The 15,545-nt window shown below is 45.7% G+C and carries 12 protein-coding genes and 2 pseudogenes; 13 read left to right on the plus strand and 1 reads right to left on the minus strand.

Going from position 1 to position 15,545, the window contains the following annotated elements:
• Positions 1–3 precede the first annotated feature (3 nt).
• The 11 genes and pseudogenes from aer2 to AOT11_RS17820 form a co-directional block, all read left to right on the plus strand.
• Positions 4–2,427 (plus strand): aerotaxis transducer Aer2, encoded by a 2,424-nt coding sequence (aer2, locus tag AOT11_RS17770; RefSeq protein ID WP_026050240.1) that lies wholly within the window; start codon positions 4–6, stop codon positions 2,425–2,427.
• A complete protein-coding gene (locus tag AOT11_RS17775; protein WP_017419910.1) occupies positions 2,412–3,272 on the plus strand; it encodes a CheR family methyltransferase in 861 nt (286 codons plus the stop codon). The genes aer2 and AOT11_RS17775 overlap by 16 nt, the downstream gene beginning before the upstream one ends.
• Before the next feature lie 15 nt (positions 3,273–3,287).
• Positions 3,288–3,932 carry a chemoreceptor glutamine deamidase CheD gene (cheD, locus tag AOT11_RS17780; protein ID WP_017419911.1) on the plus strand — a complete coding sequence of 215 codons (645 nt, stop codon included), beginning with the start codon at positions 3,288–3,290 and terminating at the stop codon, positions 3,930–3,932.
• On the plus strand, positions 3,932–4,966 hold the full coding sequence (locus AOT11_RS17785; RefSeq protein WP_038963062.1) for a protein-glutamate methylesterase/protein-glutamine glutaminase: 1,035 nt from the start codon (positions 3,932–3,934) through the stop codon (positions 4,964–4,966). Before cheD ends, AOT11_RS17785 begins: the two co-directional genes overlap by 1 nt.
• A 51-nt stretch (positions 4,967–5,017) precedes the next feature.
• Positions 5,018–6,190: a methyl-accepting chemotaxis protein gene (locus tag AOT11_RS24005; RefSeq protein ID WP_017419913.1), complete on the plus strand. Its 1,173-nt coding sequence runs from the start codon at positions 5,018–5,020 to the stop codon at positions 6,188–6,190.
• Positions 6,191–6,230: 40 nt separating this feature from the next.
• Positions 6,231–6,530, plus strand: coding sequence for an STAS domain-containing protein (locus AOT11_RS17795; RefSeq protein ID WP_011082053.1), 300 nt, complete (start codon positions 6,231–6,233; stop codon positions 6,528–6,530).
• Between the two features lie 14 nt (positions 6,531–6,544).
• On the plus strand, positions 6,545–8,221 hold the full coding sequence (locus tag AOT11_RS17800; RefSeq protein WP_017419914.1) for an ATP-binding SpoIIE family protein phosphatase: 1,677 nt from the start codon (positions 6,545–6,547) through the stop codon (positions 8,219–8,221).
• A 221-nt stretch (positions 8,222–8,442) separates the two neighbouring features.
• Positions 8,443–10,116 (plus strand): DUF342 domain-containing protein, encoded by a 1,674-nt coding sequence (locus tag AOT11_RS17805; protein WP_017419915.1) that lies wholly within the window; start codon positions 8,443–8,445, stop codon positions 10,114–10,116.
• A 391-nt stretch (positions 10,117–10,507) separates the two neighbouring features.
• On the plus strand, positions 10,508–11,125 hold the full coding sequence (gene kwaA / locus AOT11_RS17810; RefSeq protein ID WP_017419916.1) for an anti-phage protein KwaA: 618 nt from the start codon (positions 10,508–10,510) through the stop codon (positions 11,123–11,125).
• Positions 11,126–11,136: 11 nt separating this feature from the next.
• Complete coding sequence (kwaB, locus tag AOT11_RS17815; RefSeq protein ID WP_017419917.1) at positions 11,137–12,093, plus strand: anti-phage protein KwaB; 957 nt, start codon at positions 11,137–11,139, stop codon at positions 12,091–12,093.
• 366 nt (positions 12,094–12,459) lie between these two features.
• A pseudogene (locus tag AOT11_RS17820) lies at positions 12,460–12,740 on the plus strand (transposase); the annotation flags it as partial.
• Positions 12,741–13,087: 347 nt separating this feature from the next.
• Here AOT11_RS17820 and AOT11_RS17825 read toward each other — a convergent pair.
• Positions 13,088–13,567 carry a YehS family protein gene (locus tag AOT11_RS17825; RefSeq protein WP_017419919.1) on the minus strand — a complete coding sequence of 160 codons (480 nt, stop codon included), beginning with the start codon at positions 13,565–13,567 and terminating at the stop codon, positions 13,088–13,090.
• Positions 13,568–14,028: 461 nt separating this feature from the next.
• Here AOT11_RS17825 and AOT11_RS17830 point away from each other — a divergent pair.
• Both AOT11_RS17830 and AOT11_RS17835 read left to right on the plus strand, forming a co-directional pair.
• Positions 14,029–14,232: pseudogene (locus AOT11_RS17830) on the plus strand (LysR family transcriptional regulator); the annotation flags it as partial.
• Positions 14,233–14,744: 512 nt separating this feature from the next.
• Positions 14,745–15,407: a hypothetical protein gene (locus AOT11_RS17835; RefSeq protein ID WP_017419920.1), complete on the plus strand. Its 663-nt coding sequence runs from the start codon at positions 14,745–14,747 to the stop codon at positions 15,405–15,407.
• The last annotated feature ends 138 nt before the right edge of the window (positions 15,408–15,545 follow it).

Below are 15,545 nucleotides of genomic sequence, written 5' to 3' on the forward strand. Positions count from 1 at the left end.
GGTATGGCATTTTGGAATCGTAACAAGGAAACGCACAACAGCTTTCGTCCGCAAACATCTCACCCTAGAGATACGTTGTTAAACGAAGTTGAAGAGCAAGAAGAGTTGAGTAAAGAGCAGTTACTCTCGGCGCTGAACACAGCGAAAACCGCATTGATGATGGTGGATCGAGATTTCAAAATCACCTACATCAACGAACAATCGATGACCTTATTTAAGCAGCATGAAGGGTTATTTCGTAAGTTCTGGCCAAGTTTTAGCGCCAACAAAGAGTTTTTGATGGGCGCATGCATCGACATGTTTCACCGCAACCCTGCGCATCAAAGGCAACTGCTTTCCACCCCAGCGAACTTACCTTACAGCACAGTGATTGCCATTGACGACGTACGCTTAGAGCTGAATGTGGGCGCGATGTTGGACTCGGCGGGAAACTACGTTGGCAACACCTTAGAATGGCAAGACGTCACCGAAGAGCGCCGCAAAGAAGACAGCATCGCCCGCTTGCAGGCGGCGATAGATCAAGCACAAACGGCGATGGTCATGATCGATCGCGATTTCCTCATCACTTATCTCAATGAAGAAACCCTCACCTTGTTCCGCCGCCATGAAGCGGCCTTTCGGGGCGTTTGGTCTGGTTTTACCGCCAGCAAAGAGTGGTTAATGGGGCGCTGCATTGACGAGTTCCACCGGAATCCTGCTCATCAACGTAAACTATTGAGCGACCCCAATAACCTCCCTTATCGCACCGACATTGCGGTGGGCGACATTCGCATTGAGCTTAACGTTGCGGCGGTGAAAAACGCCAAAGGCGAATACATAGGAAACAGTTTGGAGTGGCGCGATGTAACGGAGCAGCGCATCAACGAAGAACAAGTCGGGCGACTTGCTTCCGCCGTTGCGGGGATGACCACCAACCTAATGATGGCCGATAAAAACGGCATCATTCGCTACCTCAATCCTGCGTTGGAAAACTTACTGCGCAGTCGAGAGTCGGAACTGCAAAAATCCTTACCAGGGTTTGATTCTCGCAATTTGATCGGCAAAAGCATTGATGTGTTCCATAAAAATCCCGCTCACCAACAGGCGATCATCTCAAATCCTGATCGCTTGCCATTTAGCTCCGATATCAAGGTCGGCTCGCTCGAGTTCAACCTCACTTGTATTGCGATGCGAGATGGCAGCGGCAACTACATGGGGCCTGCGTTGCAATGGATTGATATCACGGAGCAACGAGATGGTCAGCGTCAGGTGGAAAGCTTGATTCAAAAAGCGATTGCGGGGCAGCTCAAAGAGCGTATTGATACCTCGGTTTACAGCGGCTTTATGAAAGAGTTGGGAGACGGCATTAATAGCTTGCTCGATACCTTGGTCGAACCGCTTGATCAGTGTATTCAAGTGATGAGTAAAGTGGCTAACGGCGATTTGAAAACGAAGATGAGCGATACCCACCAAGGCGAGTTTGGTCGTTTGGCCGAAGCGGTCAACACCTCGATTCTCAATATTCGTAACATGGTCGACAAAATTACCGTCTCTTCGGCGCGTGTTGCCACCGCCTCAACGGAAATTGCCGATGGCAATAATGACCTTAGCCAACGTGTAGAAGCGCAGGCGTCAAACTTAGAAGAAACCGCGGCCAGTATGGAGCAGATGACCGCAACGGTGCGACAAAACGCCGACAACGCCAAAGGCGCCAATGAGCTCTCTGAAGATGCCGCGAAAAAAGCACGCAAAGGCGGCGATGTGGTGGGCCAAGCGGTGGCGGCCATGGCTGAAATCAACACGGCCAGTAAGAAGATTTCCGACATCATTGGTGTGATTGATGAAATCGCCTTCCAAACCAATCTATTGGCGCTCAATGCCGCCGTGGAAGCGGCGCGTGCGGGCGAACAAGGGCGCGGTTTTGCCGTGGTTGCGGGTGAAGTGCGTAATCTGGCTCAGCGCAGTGCTGCGGCAGCAAAAGAGATCAAAGGGCTGATCAAAGACAGCGTCGAGAAAGTGGACGAAGGGTCGCGCTTGGTGGATGAATCGGGGGCGACGCTCAACGACATCGTCGCTGCGGTGGAAAAAGTCACGGGCCTCATCAGTCAAATTGCCCAGTCGAGCATCGAACAGTCGACAGGTATTGATGAAATTAACCGTGCGGTCGCGACCATGGATGAGATGACGCAGCAAAACGCTTCACTGGTGGAAGAGACCTCCGCGGCAAGCCAATCGCTCAAAGCGGAAGGTAAAGAGCTGCTCAATCTCATGAGCTTCTTTAGCACCGACAGCAGCGTTACCACGTTAGAGACATCACCAAGTGCCGCGCCATCGGCAGCGAAAGTGACCGCGATGCCCACACGCGGCAACATCAGTGAAATGAAAAAGCCAAAAGTAGCCAATTCCGGTTTTAGAGCGGAGGAAAGCGACGAATGGGAAGAGTTCTAAGCAGTGAAGTTACGCTTGAACCTGCGCAAGAGTTTGAGCTGACCGATAAAGATTTCAAATACGTGCAGTGGTTTATTCACAAACACGTTGGGATCTTTTTGTCTGACCACAAGCGGGCCATGGTCTATGGCCGCTTGAGTCGCAAGCTGCGGGAAAAAGGGTTAAAGCGTTTTGCCGACTATCGTGAGTGCATTGAGAATAATCCAGACGATCGCATGGCGTTTATCAATGCGCTCACCACCAACAAAACGCATTTTTTCCGCGAGATCCACCACATAGAGTTTCTCGAAAGCCAGTTGTTTCCTTATTGGCGCGATCAACGCAAAAAGAAAGTCAGAATCTGGTCTGCTGGGTGCTCGACTGGTGAGGAACCTGAACCTTACAGCTACCTGGCCAGCATTCAGCAAAGTGGCTTATGGCAGGCTGGGGTTGATTGCCAACTGCTAGCAACGGATTTGGATACCAACGTCTTGCAACGTGCGCAGCAAGGTATTTATGAAGAGAGTGCTCTGGAGTGCATTCCAACGTGTTACCTCAGAGGTAATTTTTTGCGCGGTAAAGGGGCACAAGCCGGCAATATCAAAGTGAAAGAATGTCTCAAGCAACACGTCGCTTTTCGTCAGCTTAATTTGCTTGATGCTTGGCCAATGCAGCAGAAGTTTGATCTGATTTCTTGCCGTAACGTGATGATTTATTTCGATAAACCGACACAGCAACGTTTGATCGAACGTTTCTATCATCAACTTCAAGATGACGGTGTGCTGTTTCTTGGCCATTCGGAAAGCGTCGGCAGCGATTGTCAGTTGTTTAAACATCTCGGAAAAACAATTTATATCAAAGCGTAACAGCGCTAAGGCAGCATGATGCTCGACTCAATTAATCACCATTTTCAAGCCCATGAAGATGCGTATTACAGCCGCTTTTTTAACGAGCAGCGCGGGCTGCACATGATCAAAGTGTTGCCCGGCGGCGTGTATGTCAGTGGTCAGGAAGAACTGATTTGTACCGGATTAGGCTCATGCGTTTCAGCCTGCATTTGGGACCCGGTTAAACGCGTTGGTGGCATGAATCACTTTCTGTTGCCGTTTCACAACCATTTTGAAGAGAAGCACTGGCATGCCGATGAGCTACTCTCTGGCGCGTCACGTTATGGCAGTTATGCGATGGAGATGCTGCTTAACCAATTGCTCTCGCTGGGGGCTCGCCGCGAGCGCTTACGAATGAAGCTGTTTGGCGGAGCACAGATGATGGGCTTTCATTCGATGATCGGTGAGAAAAATGTCGAGTTTGTGCTGCATTACGCCGAGCAAGAAGGGTTGGAGGTGGTGGCGTACGATCTCGGTGGCTTAGAGCCAAGAAAGATCATGTTTGACCCCCTCACAGGCAAAGCATGGCTGAAACGCATTCCCTTTGCGGAGATCAATCATCTTCGCCGTGAAGAAGAGCGTTATGCCCATACCCTGGAGAAGCAAACCGATAAAGGATCAGAGGTGGAGTTATTTTGATGAGTAAGAAGATTAAAGTCTTGGTGGTGGATGATTCACCCGTCTTCAGAGCCTTGCTCTCGGAGATCATTAATTCGGATCCTCAATTGGAAGTGATCGGCGCGGCTGAAGATCCTTATCAAGCGCGTGAGATGATCAAAGCCTTAAAGCCAGATGTGCTGACCCTCGACATCGAAATGCCCAAGATGAATGGCGTTCAGTTTCTCAAAAATCTTATGCGCCTGCATCCTTTGCCCGTAGTGATGATTTCAACGCTCACTCAGCATGGCGCAGACGCGACACTCATGGCTTTAGAGCTTGGCGCAGTGGATTATTTTCCCAAACCATCGGTGGCCAATACCGCCGATATGCTGGGTTATCGCAGCTTAGTGAACGAAAAAATCCGCATGGCCGCTCAGGCGCAAGTGGGGGCGAATCAAAGCATGTCGCCAGCGGTGGCCAGCAGCAGTGCGGTTTCCACTAGCCAATATCAGCTCATTGCCATCGGCGCTTCCACCGGAGGTACCGAGGCGGTGAAACATCTGCTCTCAGCCTTGCCTGCAAGCATGCCACCGATTGTGATTACCCAGCACATCAGTGCGATGTTTTCTGGCCCATTTGCCAGCCGATTGGACGCCAGTTGTGCGTTGAGTGTCAGTGAACTGACTCAGGGGGAAGTCGCCTTAAAAGCCAATCATGCCTACGTTGCCCCGGGCGACAAACACTTAATGGTGTTTCGCCGCGGAGGGCAATTGTACGCCCATTTGGATGACAGCCCGGCGGTGAATCGACACAAGCCGTCGGTGGATGTGATGTTTGGCTCAGTCGCGGAAAGTTTAAAAGGCAAAGCGATAGGCGTGATCCTCACTGGAATGGGGAAAGATGGCGCGCAAGGCATGCTGCAAATGAAGCAGCAAGGAGCCATCACCGTGGCGCAAGATGAGCAGAGTTGCGTGGTGTATGGCATGCCGCGAGCTGCGGTGGAATGTGGCGCCGCCATGCACATCAAACCCCTCAATAAACTTCCTCAGTTTTTGTGCGATCTACTAAGCTAAAAGAAAACATAAGCAAAAAGTTACATAATGGATTTTGTCAGGTAGGCGAATATGGAAAAATCGGCACAAATAAATTATCGAACTCGTTACCTCATCGCGGTGTTTTGTCAAATCGTGGCGCTAACCTTTGGCGCAATGATCGCCAACTCCATGGGCAATATTGCACTGATGATTATTGCGGCCGCCATTCCTTGGTTTGTTTTACCCTCGATTTTTTCTCTGGGCCGCGATGAAAATAGCGAAAGTGCCCGTGTTGAGAGAGAGAAAAAAGCCGATCCTGCGTGGGGGCCTGTGGGTCATTTTCTGCAAACGGCGATACCGCGCGTAGAGCAACCTCTGGCGAAACAGAAAAGCGTTATTGAAGCCTCGGTAGAAACCCTCAACGACAGCTTTTTTGGTTTACAGCGCACCTGTGAAGAGCAAAGCCAAGTTTCTGAACGCTTGGTGGACGATCTCCTTGCCAATCAAAACAGCGAGAACAGCATCGCCAATGTCATGCCAAGAACGGAAAAAATCATCAATCGCTACATCGATATCCTGATCAACGTGTCAGAGAAAAGCATCTCGGCAGTCCACAGTATTCATGATATGTCGGACAAACTGGACGCGGTATTTAAACTGCTCAATCAAGTTCGCGGGCTTTCTGAACAAACCAATTTATTGGCCTTGAACGCGGCAATCGAAGCGGCGAGAGCGGGTGAGCAAGGGCGTGGTTTTGCCGTTGTTGCCCAAGAAGTGCGTGATTTATCGGTCAAAGCGGAATCGCTCAATAACCAAATCGAACGGGAAATTAACATCGCCTTGAGTACGGTTAAGCAAGCCAATCACACCGTGGGTGAAATGGCATCGATCGATATGACGGTGGCCATCGAATCCAAAGAAGAAGTGGATGAAATGCTGCGCGGCGTACAAAAAGTGAATGAGATGGTGGAAGCGCAAGTACAGCAAATCCATGAATTGGGTGCTCAGTTAGCGCAGAAAGTCTCCTCGGGCATCCGAGCGTTACAGTTTGCCGATATTGTGGTTCAGCAAGGGGACTTTGCCTCTCACACTATGCAGAACGTTGAAGCGCTTCAGCAATTGATCAAACAACATGCCGCTAGCCAAATCAGCAGCGATGATCTGATCCAACAGGTTGAGTCATTGGAACGACAAGAACAAGGGCGTGGCGAAGGGGCGGCGAATCAAGTCAGTATTGATGAAGGCGAGGTAGAGCTCTTTTGAGGGCTTACCGTCAACAACGGCTCAGCTAGGGGAAGGCAAGATGTCAGTGATGAAAGAAGTCGATAAAACAAGCAATACGGTGACCTTAGCAATAGAAGGGGCCTTTGGATTTAACTTGGTGCAAGAGTTTAGAAACGCTTACACCGAGCACCTCAATAGCCAGTTTATTATCGATTTACGCAAAGTAGACTACATTGATAGTGCGGGGCTTGGCATGTTGCTCAACATGCAAAAACATCTCAACAGTGCCGATGGGCGAATTAAGATCATCAACACCTTACCGCAAGTGCGCAAAATTTTGTTGATCAGTCGTTTCGATAAAAAATTCCACATCGAGTAACAGGCGGAGCGGGTATGAAGATTTACATCGTCGATGATCATCCGAGCAATATCGAAGTGTGTAAGATGATGCTGAGCGATCTCGATGCCCGGATCAGCACTTTCAACAGTGGCTTGAATGTGATTTCAGCGCTGCAAGAGGTCAACGAGCTGCCTGATGTGATCGTGCTCGACGTGATGATGCCGGAACTGGATGGGTTTCAGACCGCGCAAATCATCCGTGAAGCTTTTCCCAATCGGCATATCGCCATCATCTTCCTCACCGCGCTCGACGATCAAGAATCCTTCGGTAAGTGCCTAACCTTTGGCGATGACTTCATTCCCAAACCCGTGCAGCGCAATGTGTTACTGGCCAAAGTTCAGGCGCATGTGCGCATCGCCAAAATGTATAACGAAGTGGCGAAACAGCGCTCAGAACTGAGCCATTTTCATGAACAAGTCCGCTACGATTACACCATCGCAGAAAGCATTTTTGCCAACCTCAAACAAGAGATGGATGGCTGCCTCGATGTCGTCTCGGGCGTCGACTATTTCTCCTCGCCCTCAACCGTGTTTAATGGCGATTTGATCATCTTGGCGCGCAGACCGCACGGCGGCATATACGCCATGATTGCCGACGCAACCGGGCACGGTTTGCCTGCGGCGATTTCGGCCATTCCTGCGACGCGAGCGTTTAACTCCATGGCGGCAAAAGGGATGGCGCTGGGCGAGATTGTCAGTGAAATCAACAGTGCGCTGGTGCGTTTTCTCCCGATGGGGATGATGCTCGCGGCCAGCTTGTTTGAAATCAGTGGTAACGGACGTCACATTCGCTGGTGGGGTGGTGGCTTGCCAGATGCCTTTTTGCTTAATCACGACGGTTCAGTGGCAGAGCGCCTAACCTCCACGCATATGCCATTAGGCGTGTTAGAAGAACGAGAGTTTGATGCCAGCGTGATCAGCTTTGAGTTACTGGAAGGGCAATCGATCATCACTTACACCGATGGCGTCACCGAATCGCCAAACGAAGAGGGCGAGCAGTTTGGTGAAACGCGCTTGTTGCGTGTGATCGAGCAGCATCCTTACGACATCATCAAAGCGTTGCAAAAGGCGGTGGCGGCGTTTTCGTGTCGTCAGCGTCACGATGATTTATCAATACTGACGCTGAAATGCCCCATTATTTCGGCGTCGCCAGAAAGTGAGCAGACACGTTGCGATCCACAACTCTTGTCTCAATTGCCACTAAAGAGCTGCTTAACGCTGAACAAACCGCAAATCGCTTCTCATCATCTGCTGCCCGATTTACGCGCCATCCTTAAAGGCGTAGTGAGTGGCGGGCCTCATCTGGACCTCATCTGTTCGGTGCTTTCTGAGCTATTGGCGAATGCCATCGATCACGGTTTACTTGAGCTCGATTCGAAGCTCAAAGAAGATGCCGACGGATTCTTTGTTTACTACCAAGCGCGAGAAGAAAAACTCGAACAACTCAGTCAAGACGCTTACCTCTCCATCCAATTTGACTACCAGCCGGAACGCACTTTGCTAGCTATAATAATAGAGCATAACGGAGTAGGGTTTGATTACAGTAACCCAGTGCAACAAGTGCAAGAAAGTCAACTGCATGGGCGTGGACGAATTCTGCTCAATGAGCTTTGTGAATCAGTCGTTTACAGTAATGGCGGGAAGTGCGTGACCGCAACCTACCAATTGTAGACCGAGATCACGGTGATGCGTTGACGGCAAGGCATCCGATTTACAGTGTAAAAAGAGATGTCGGAAATGCGTCAGCTCGTCACAAAATTGGCGTGAATAAGGGTGTTTTTTGCTTTAGTGATGTGAGCCCGATTATTCTCTTTTGCCGATTTTCACCGGATCGTTAATTAGTTAGACTGGTTCAAGAATTTTTATTTTAGTTGTAGTAAGCGACCGTCTATATGTGGAAACTCTGCCTTTCATGGAACGAAAAGAAGACTGAAATTACCGCCAAATTGCCTGAGGCCGATTTGGGGAGTGAGCTCGTCAGAAAAGAATTGGATGCCGTCATCGCTGAGATGGAAGGCGCAGAGCTTTATCTTGATGACGCAGAAGTCGTTCGTTTTCTCAACTGCGCGCGTGAGCGCAAGGCCGAAGCGTATGATGGCATCGTCATCGCCAAGCGACTCAATGCTCAACTGGACATTGAGATGACTGACAACGACATGCTTGCCAGCATGAAAGTCACCGGCGCCTATGGTGGCCGTGGATTGCGCGGCAGTGAAATTGTTCATGCCTTGGCTCAAGCTCGCGTTACCAAAGGCATCAACAAGTTGGCGCTGAAAAAAGTGCTGGTGGTGAGTAATCAACTCAAAGCCGGCGAAGAGTTTGTCCAACCGGTGGCGCAGGGCAAACAGCCAATCAAAGGTAAAGATGCTCAGTTTGTGCCTCTGGTGGAAGACATTACCAAACGTGTATTGAAGCCGGAAAAAGGCAAATCTGCCAATGCCAAAATCGATATGCGTAACCTCGGGGCCACCATCACCGTTGATAAAGGTGATGAAGTGATGCGCCGTGAACCTGCAACCAAAGGCACTCCAGGCTTTACCGTTCAAGGCAAAATCATTCCTCCTCAAGCTGGCAAAGATGCTCTGCTCAAACCTGGCAAAGGCACGGAAATCGCTTCCTACGATCCAAATCTTCTCATTGCCAGCCAATCGGGAATGCCGCTCATCAAAGAAAAAACCATTGAAGTGGACAGTGCACTCTGTTTGAACAACGTTGGCGTGGGCACGGGGCATGTGAAGTTCAAAGGTAATGTGGTGATATCTGGTGATATCGAAGCAGGCATGATGGTGCGTGCGACAGGCTCTATTACCGTGGGCGGGTTTATCGAATCGGCCGATGTTCAAGCCCAAGGCGACATTGAAGTGGGCAAAGGCATCATTGGCCATACGGTTAGCGATGGTGAGCCACGCAGTTGCTCGGTCAAAACCAAAGGCAAAATTGTTGCTAACTACGCCCAATACAGCGAGCTACAAGCGGGCGGTAACATTGAACTTGCGGTGCACTCTTTTAACAACGAGATTCGCTGTGGACACGATTTGCTGGTGATCGACGCCAATGATCGTAACGGCACCTTAAGCGGTGGCGTGGCCAAGGTGGGCGGCAAAGTGCGTTGTGTTCAACTGGGAGTGGAGGGGGATACCGCCACCAAAGTGGAAGCCTTCGCCCGTTTCAGTGCTTACAAAGACAAAATTGCCTCCCTGAAAGAGCAATACAAGCTTGCCCAAGAAGAGACGATGGATGTCATCCGTCGTGAACTCGAATTTAAGAAAACGCCGAAATCGCAGCGCGAAGAAGGCATGGAAGAAGCCATCGCGCAAATGAAAGCGGAAAATAACGCCCAGTTGGAAGCCGTTAAAGGCCAGCTAGAAACCCTCGATGCCGAGTTCAACGCCTTACTGGAACTCAACACCGTAGAAGCAACGGAAAAAGTCTTCACCCGCGTGACCGTCCAATTTGGCGATGAACAAGTGATCACCAAGCGCACCCACGGCGGCAGCATCTTTAGCTTCAACCAATACGAAATCAAAGTTTCCTCAACCTTAGAAGAAGAAGACGTCGCAGTGTAGCGATGTGCAAGCGAGTTAGAGATAGATGCTCTAACTCGTTTTTGGACAAAAACAATTTAGGCATACAACCCTAAATTGTTTCTATCGGATTAGAAAAAGTATCTTAAAGCCTTAAATTACAAAGCGACTACAGATCAAAATAAGGATTTCATAAAAGTTAGCACTGAGGTGTTAATTGGTTCAAATTCAGCAACCAAAGCAAGATAAAAACGTATTCATTTAATAAATGTAGGGGGTAGCTATATTGAGTTTGCCCCCTTCCAAATTGTGCTCAATCTTTCGCTTGCATTGGAATGAGTGACAAATGACAAACTAACAGTATGCTCTTGGTTCCAAATACCTTATTATATGTACATAATAAACGAATCACATATAGGTGTAAGTGTTATAAATGAACACCCTACAGAAAATTAAGCTTTACATTCTGTCTCTGGCACTACTGTTTGTGATCATAGCTATCATTACAGCTAAACTCCCAAAAGAATCATTTGAATGGTGTAAACCAGAAGAAGCCTGCAACACAAAAGCAATTTTAAGCAACTTGTTTAATTATTTTTTTCTACTACTAAAAGCAAACGCTATTCCACTAGTTATGCTTTTTTTGCTCGCTATTAGCTGGTACTTCAAGTACGAATTCGACCACTTACTTCAAGGCGGCGGACAGAAAATAATCCGAATTCAATCTATAGAAAACGAAGACTATGAACACCTTACGTTCTTAGCCACCTATATTATTCCTTTCTTTGGCTTTAAATTTAACGACCCAAATCAATTCACCGCAATTATTGTATTGCTCGTAATCATAGGTGCCATATTTGTAAGAACCAATAAATATTACGCTAACCCTACCTTAGCGGTACTTGGTTATAGGCTATATAAAGCAACTTTAAATGACAAAAATGGTGTTTATGAATCGATTGTTGTCATCAGTAAAGATCAATTAAAAGAAAACGAAATTGTACACTGGGAAAAAATATCGGATAACGTATTTTATATTAAAAGAAAATAAAAGGTCTAAATATGAGCAAGTTTAAAACGTGGCTAGAGGATTTCATCAACGGGTGTGATGGAATAGCCGTATATTTTGTAGATGATGCAAACCAGATACATGACTCTGATATTGACTCAAAAGTTCTCGCTAAGTTTCGAACGGCTTTCTGTCAGGACTTAAGAAAAAAGTACACTGATAGTGATGACTTTGAAGTAGAGAAACTTTCTACCTTTGAGGAGCGACCGCATACTCTTTATGCTTATGATTTTTCTCAAAGAGAGATGCCTTTAGAGTTCAAACTTACTAAAAATGTGTTGGACATCAAACCGACTGATACTATTCCGAAATATCAGGTCAAAGCGAATAAGCTCAGTGGTATTCGTGGGGCAATAGTACTACTAACAAAAGGAATTAGTGAATCCATCGCTTTTTATCAGCACATATTCCCTGTTTCATTATTAGGTCCAGATAAAGGCGTATTAAACCTCACTACACATGCCACTAGGCTTATTGAGTTAGAAAGTGATGTACTGAAACTCAATACAAAATTTGTTTTCATGCAATGTACACATGGATATTTCGTTGAGAATGTTGGCGTATTAGAAACCAACCTCCACTTCAAAAAAGCAATAAATACTCGTGCTAAAAAGTATGCTGGCGAAATACTCTCTATGGGGTTGGTAGAAGATACAACCGTAATTTTAGATCGTATAGAAAAAGAACCGACTTATGCTAAGAAACTCATCTCGGCATATAAAAACTCGATGGTAATATCCCAAAAAATTCCGATCTCGGACATGATAACTTTTGCTCAAAAGAAAGAATATTACAGCAAATATTTAAAACCATCTAAAAACGGAAAAAGTCTTGTTGTTGATGGTGTAACCAAAAGTAAGCGATTTCTTGAGCTGCTAAATGATAACTTCCTAAAATCTGAACTAACCAACACAGAATATTTAGCCCGTTCTAAAAAAGCATTTAAGTAGCTTCACCCCAATATTTGTAAGAGTGGTCAGAAAGACCACTCTTTCATCCTCCATTTGATTTATAACCACAAAATAATTATTTTGAAGACTCATTGGCAAAATCCAATGACGGGATTGGTCCCCCGATTTAGTAAACTTTGGCGCACGATCGCCAGCTCTTCGCTGGTTTTTTTGTACGTGTAATTCGACACATCTAAATTATGGTGGGCTGGGCGAGGCAGCTTCGGCTGGCCGTTTCCAAGGTTGTGGTAGGACCAACCTCGTTTAGTTCACCACCAGAGATTGGTCCTGTAAACCTCCCCTAAACTAGCGGCATACCATTTTAGAGTTCTTCGGCTTACACTGAGCAAATAAGGATAACTCGCGATGAAAAAATCACGTTATACCGAAACACAGATCGTTAAGAAGTAGAAGGTGGCCGTCTCATCAAAGAAGTCTGTAGGGAATATGGGATATCCGATGAGACGTATTACAACTGGAAAGTAAAATACGATGGTGTGGAAGCATCCGATATTAAACGACTCAAAGAACTGGAAGATGAAAATCGTCGTCTGAAAGCGATGTTTGCTGAGTTAAGTTTAGAGCACAGAATTCTCAAAGATATTGTGGAAAAAAGCTGTAAAGTAAAGCCAGCGATTAGACGTGAAACTAACAGGGTCAGGTCTTGCCTTTTGACAATCATTACTTTTTGTATGTCAAAATTAACTGAAAATCTATGTTCGTACTTTGGTTTACAACACGTTTTGGGGCAATTTCGTGTTACCAACGGCGTCAGTCGTGACTCTGCACGCATGACCAAAAGTATGGAAAAACTCTATATACGTGGCCAGTTTTAGTTAATCACTACAGTTTGATAGGTATCTACTGAAGAAAGACAAAGAGCAGACGTGATTGTGAAGCTCTAATATCGGTCATTTAGAATGATAAAAGCGAGTAGCCAAATAAAATGTTCTCGCTTTTTTAATCAATTACCACGTTCGATTCGAGATAAAAATTACCCAGTAAACTCTTCAGAATCGGGACGATTGGTAAACTGCACACCATTTAAGAAGTCGCACAGCAGTTGGTCTTCACACTGTTTGTAGTTTTTGTTGTCTGGCTTGCGGAAATACGCACCAATTTCGTATTTACTTAAACTAATACCAACCACTTCTAATACGTTCAACACATCTTCTGCTTTCATGTCTAGCGCAATGCGCAGCTTCATGAGAATCATGTTGTTGGTCAACGTGACTTCTGGCTTAGGTTGCTCGCCGTCTTTTTTTCCTCGCTTGAGGTTAATAAAGCCATTTAAGAATACCGCTAACTCTTGATCCTTCATCTTAACGCAAGATTTTTCGCTTTCATCTTTTAACCAGTTTTCCACTTTATCGTGAGCCACAGTGACTTCGGCCTGCCCGAAAGCTTTCATTATCTGTGCGTTTTTAAGGTTTAACGCGTGTTGGATACGACGTAAAATTTCGTTGTTAGTCACTAGGGATTCCTAAAATGAGTTCTAAGGGTGAATAAAAATCCATCAATGACATGCGATCTGTGGGTGTTTTATTCAATAGCGTAATTGACGGTGACTCTAACAGAGAACACGTTTCTTCGGTAGGTTAAAAATGGAGATAAGACGGCCTATTCGAACGAGTTAGCTAAGTTGGTAAGCCCCCACTTTCATAGACACTATGCTGATTAGAAGAAGTAGGTCTATTTGTGAGGTAGAGGGTTACTGGCAAGGAATGGGGGCACTTCTGAGTGACGAAGTGTCAACTGTGAAAGTTCTGGGCAATAATGAGTTCGAGTGTATGCCAAATTATCAACTATCTGAAGATTTGAAGTTATAAAGGGGCTTGCTCTAAACGATGGCGGCAGTCACCTTTGCGTTCAAAACCTCAAACGCCACCTTGCGGTGGCGTGGCCAAAGAGGGAGGCAAAGTGCGTTGTGTTCACCAAAACAGCACAACCTCTGTACAAGTTGTCGAAACTTCGTTGAGTAAAACGACGGATATGGTGGTAAATGAGTGGGCAGACATTGCTATCATGAGCCTACCTTATTACCCCGTAGAAGCTTTTGGAATGACGACCATGCTCCCTGTTCTCTCAGAGAGGTATCTATTAGCGCAGAAAGAGCGTGTTTTCTTAGGCAGTGCTGCACATAGATTGTCGGTATGTTTGTATAGATAATATATTAAGCACTCTCTAATTAAGAAAGTTCAAATTTAATGTCTCCTTGTTACTTATTGATATTTTAGTTATTCAGTAATGCTGTTTTTACTATAAGGAAATAAAATGGTAGGTAATTTTATATTATTAGAAGTGTTGATAGAAAAGAACAGAACTAAATATTATAGTATGAAATGTTGAATTGGTTTTTACATGTTTAAATGTTGATTTTTTGTTGTGATTAAATAAAAGACAAGAGTTGGTGTTTAACGAATTTTATCAAAAGAACAACATATTAAATTGGTAGTCTTTAATTGTTTTTTGTTTTTTACTCAAGTTAGAAATCTATTTTTATTGTGCATAATGTGATCTGGGTAACTTCACGGAGTCTACCAAGTGTGACAGCTGTTTAATACTGATTTTTTTGTATGAGATTTATTTGACGTTTGTAATATTCGCCCTATTTTATAATTCTTCTAACGTCAGAATGAGGAGAAATAATAATGAGACATGGCTTGTTAGTTCTTGCCACCATGGGGATGTTGTATGGGTGTGGTTCAGGTGACAGTAGTTCGGCAGACGGGCGTTCTAGTAATGGAAGTTGCGCTGCTGACACAAAAGTAGTTCAAGTGACAGACAATTCTGGTAACCGAAACAGTTACCACTTCTTCCAGAATACATGTAATGACTTGGTCTACACTGGTACTCTGGATTTAGCAGAAATCTGGGGCTATAAAACAAACCTTCCGTATACCGGTTTTTGGGAACACAATATTCAAAGGTATCGATTGGTACGCACTAGCGATAACTTTGAACTGTTTGCAAGCTTACCTCGCACACCAGACAATGATGAAAAATCACAAGGTGCGATAGTGTGTACAACGGATATTTCAGTTGATGGAAAGTATACGAATACTAATATTACGATTTATGGTGCTACAATTAACGAATTTTGCTATCAGAAGGGTGTTGAGAGCCCTATTATCGCAAATTATAATGTCGATTATGAAACATTGACACAATCTAAAATAACTGAACTAACCACTATTGTTCTGAAAGGAAATCCAACAGGAAGTCACTTTACTCAAGCGATGAATAGCGAGAAATTAATGTTGTGTAAAGTGTCTAGCGATGAGGATATGGGAAAAACACAGTGTGCCAAATAATGTGTTTGATTGAGCTGTCTACGATTTTTATAGACGAGTAATATTTGTTATTCGCTGATAAGTAATCCTCCTAATTTTGAATGTGTGAAAGCATGCTAAAGCAAAAAACAAGAGTATGAATTTCGACACAGCCTACTA

This window comes from Vibrio vulnificus NBRC 15645 = ATCC 27562 (assembly GCF_002224265.1).
Classification (GTDB): Bacteria; Pseudomonadota; Gammaproteobacteria; order Enterobacterales; family Vibrionaceae; genus Vibrio; species Vibrio vulnificus.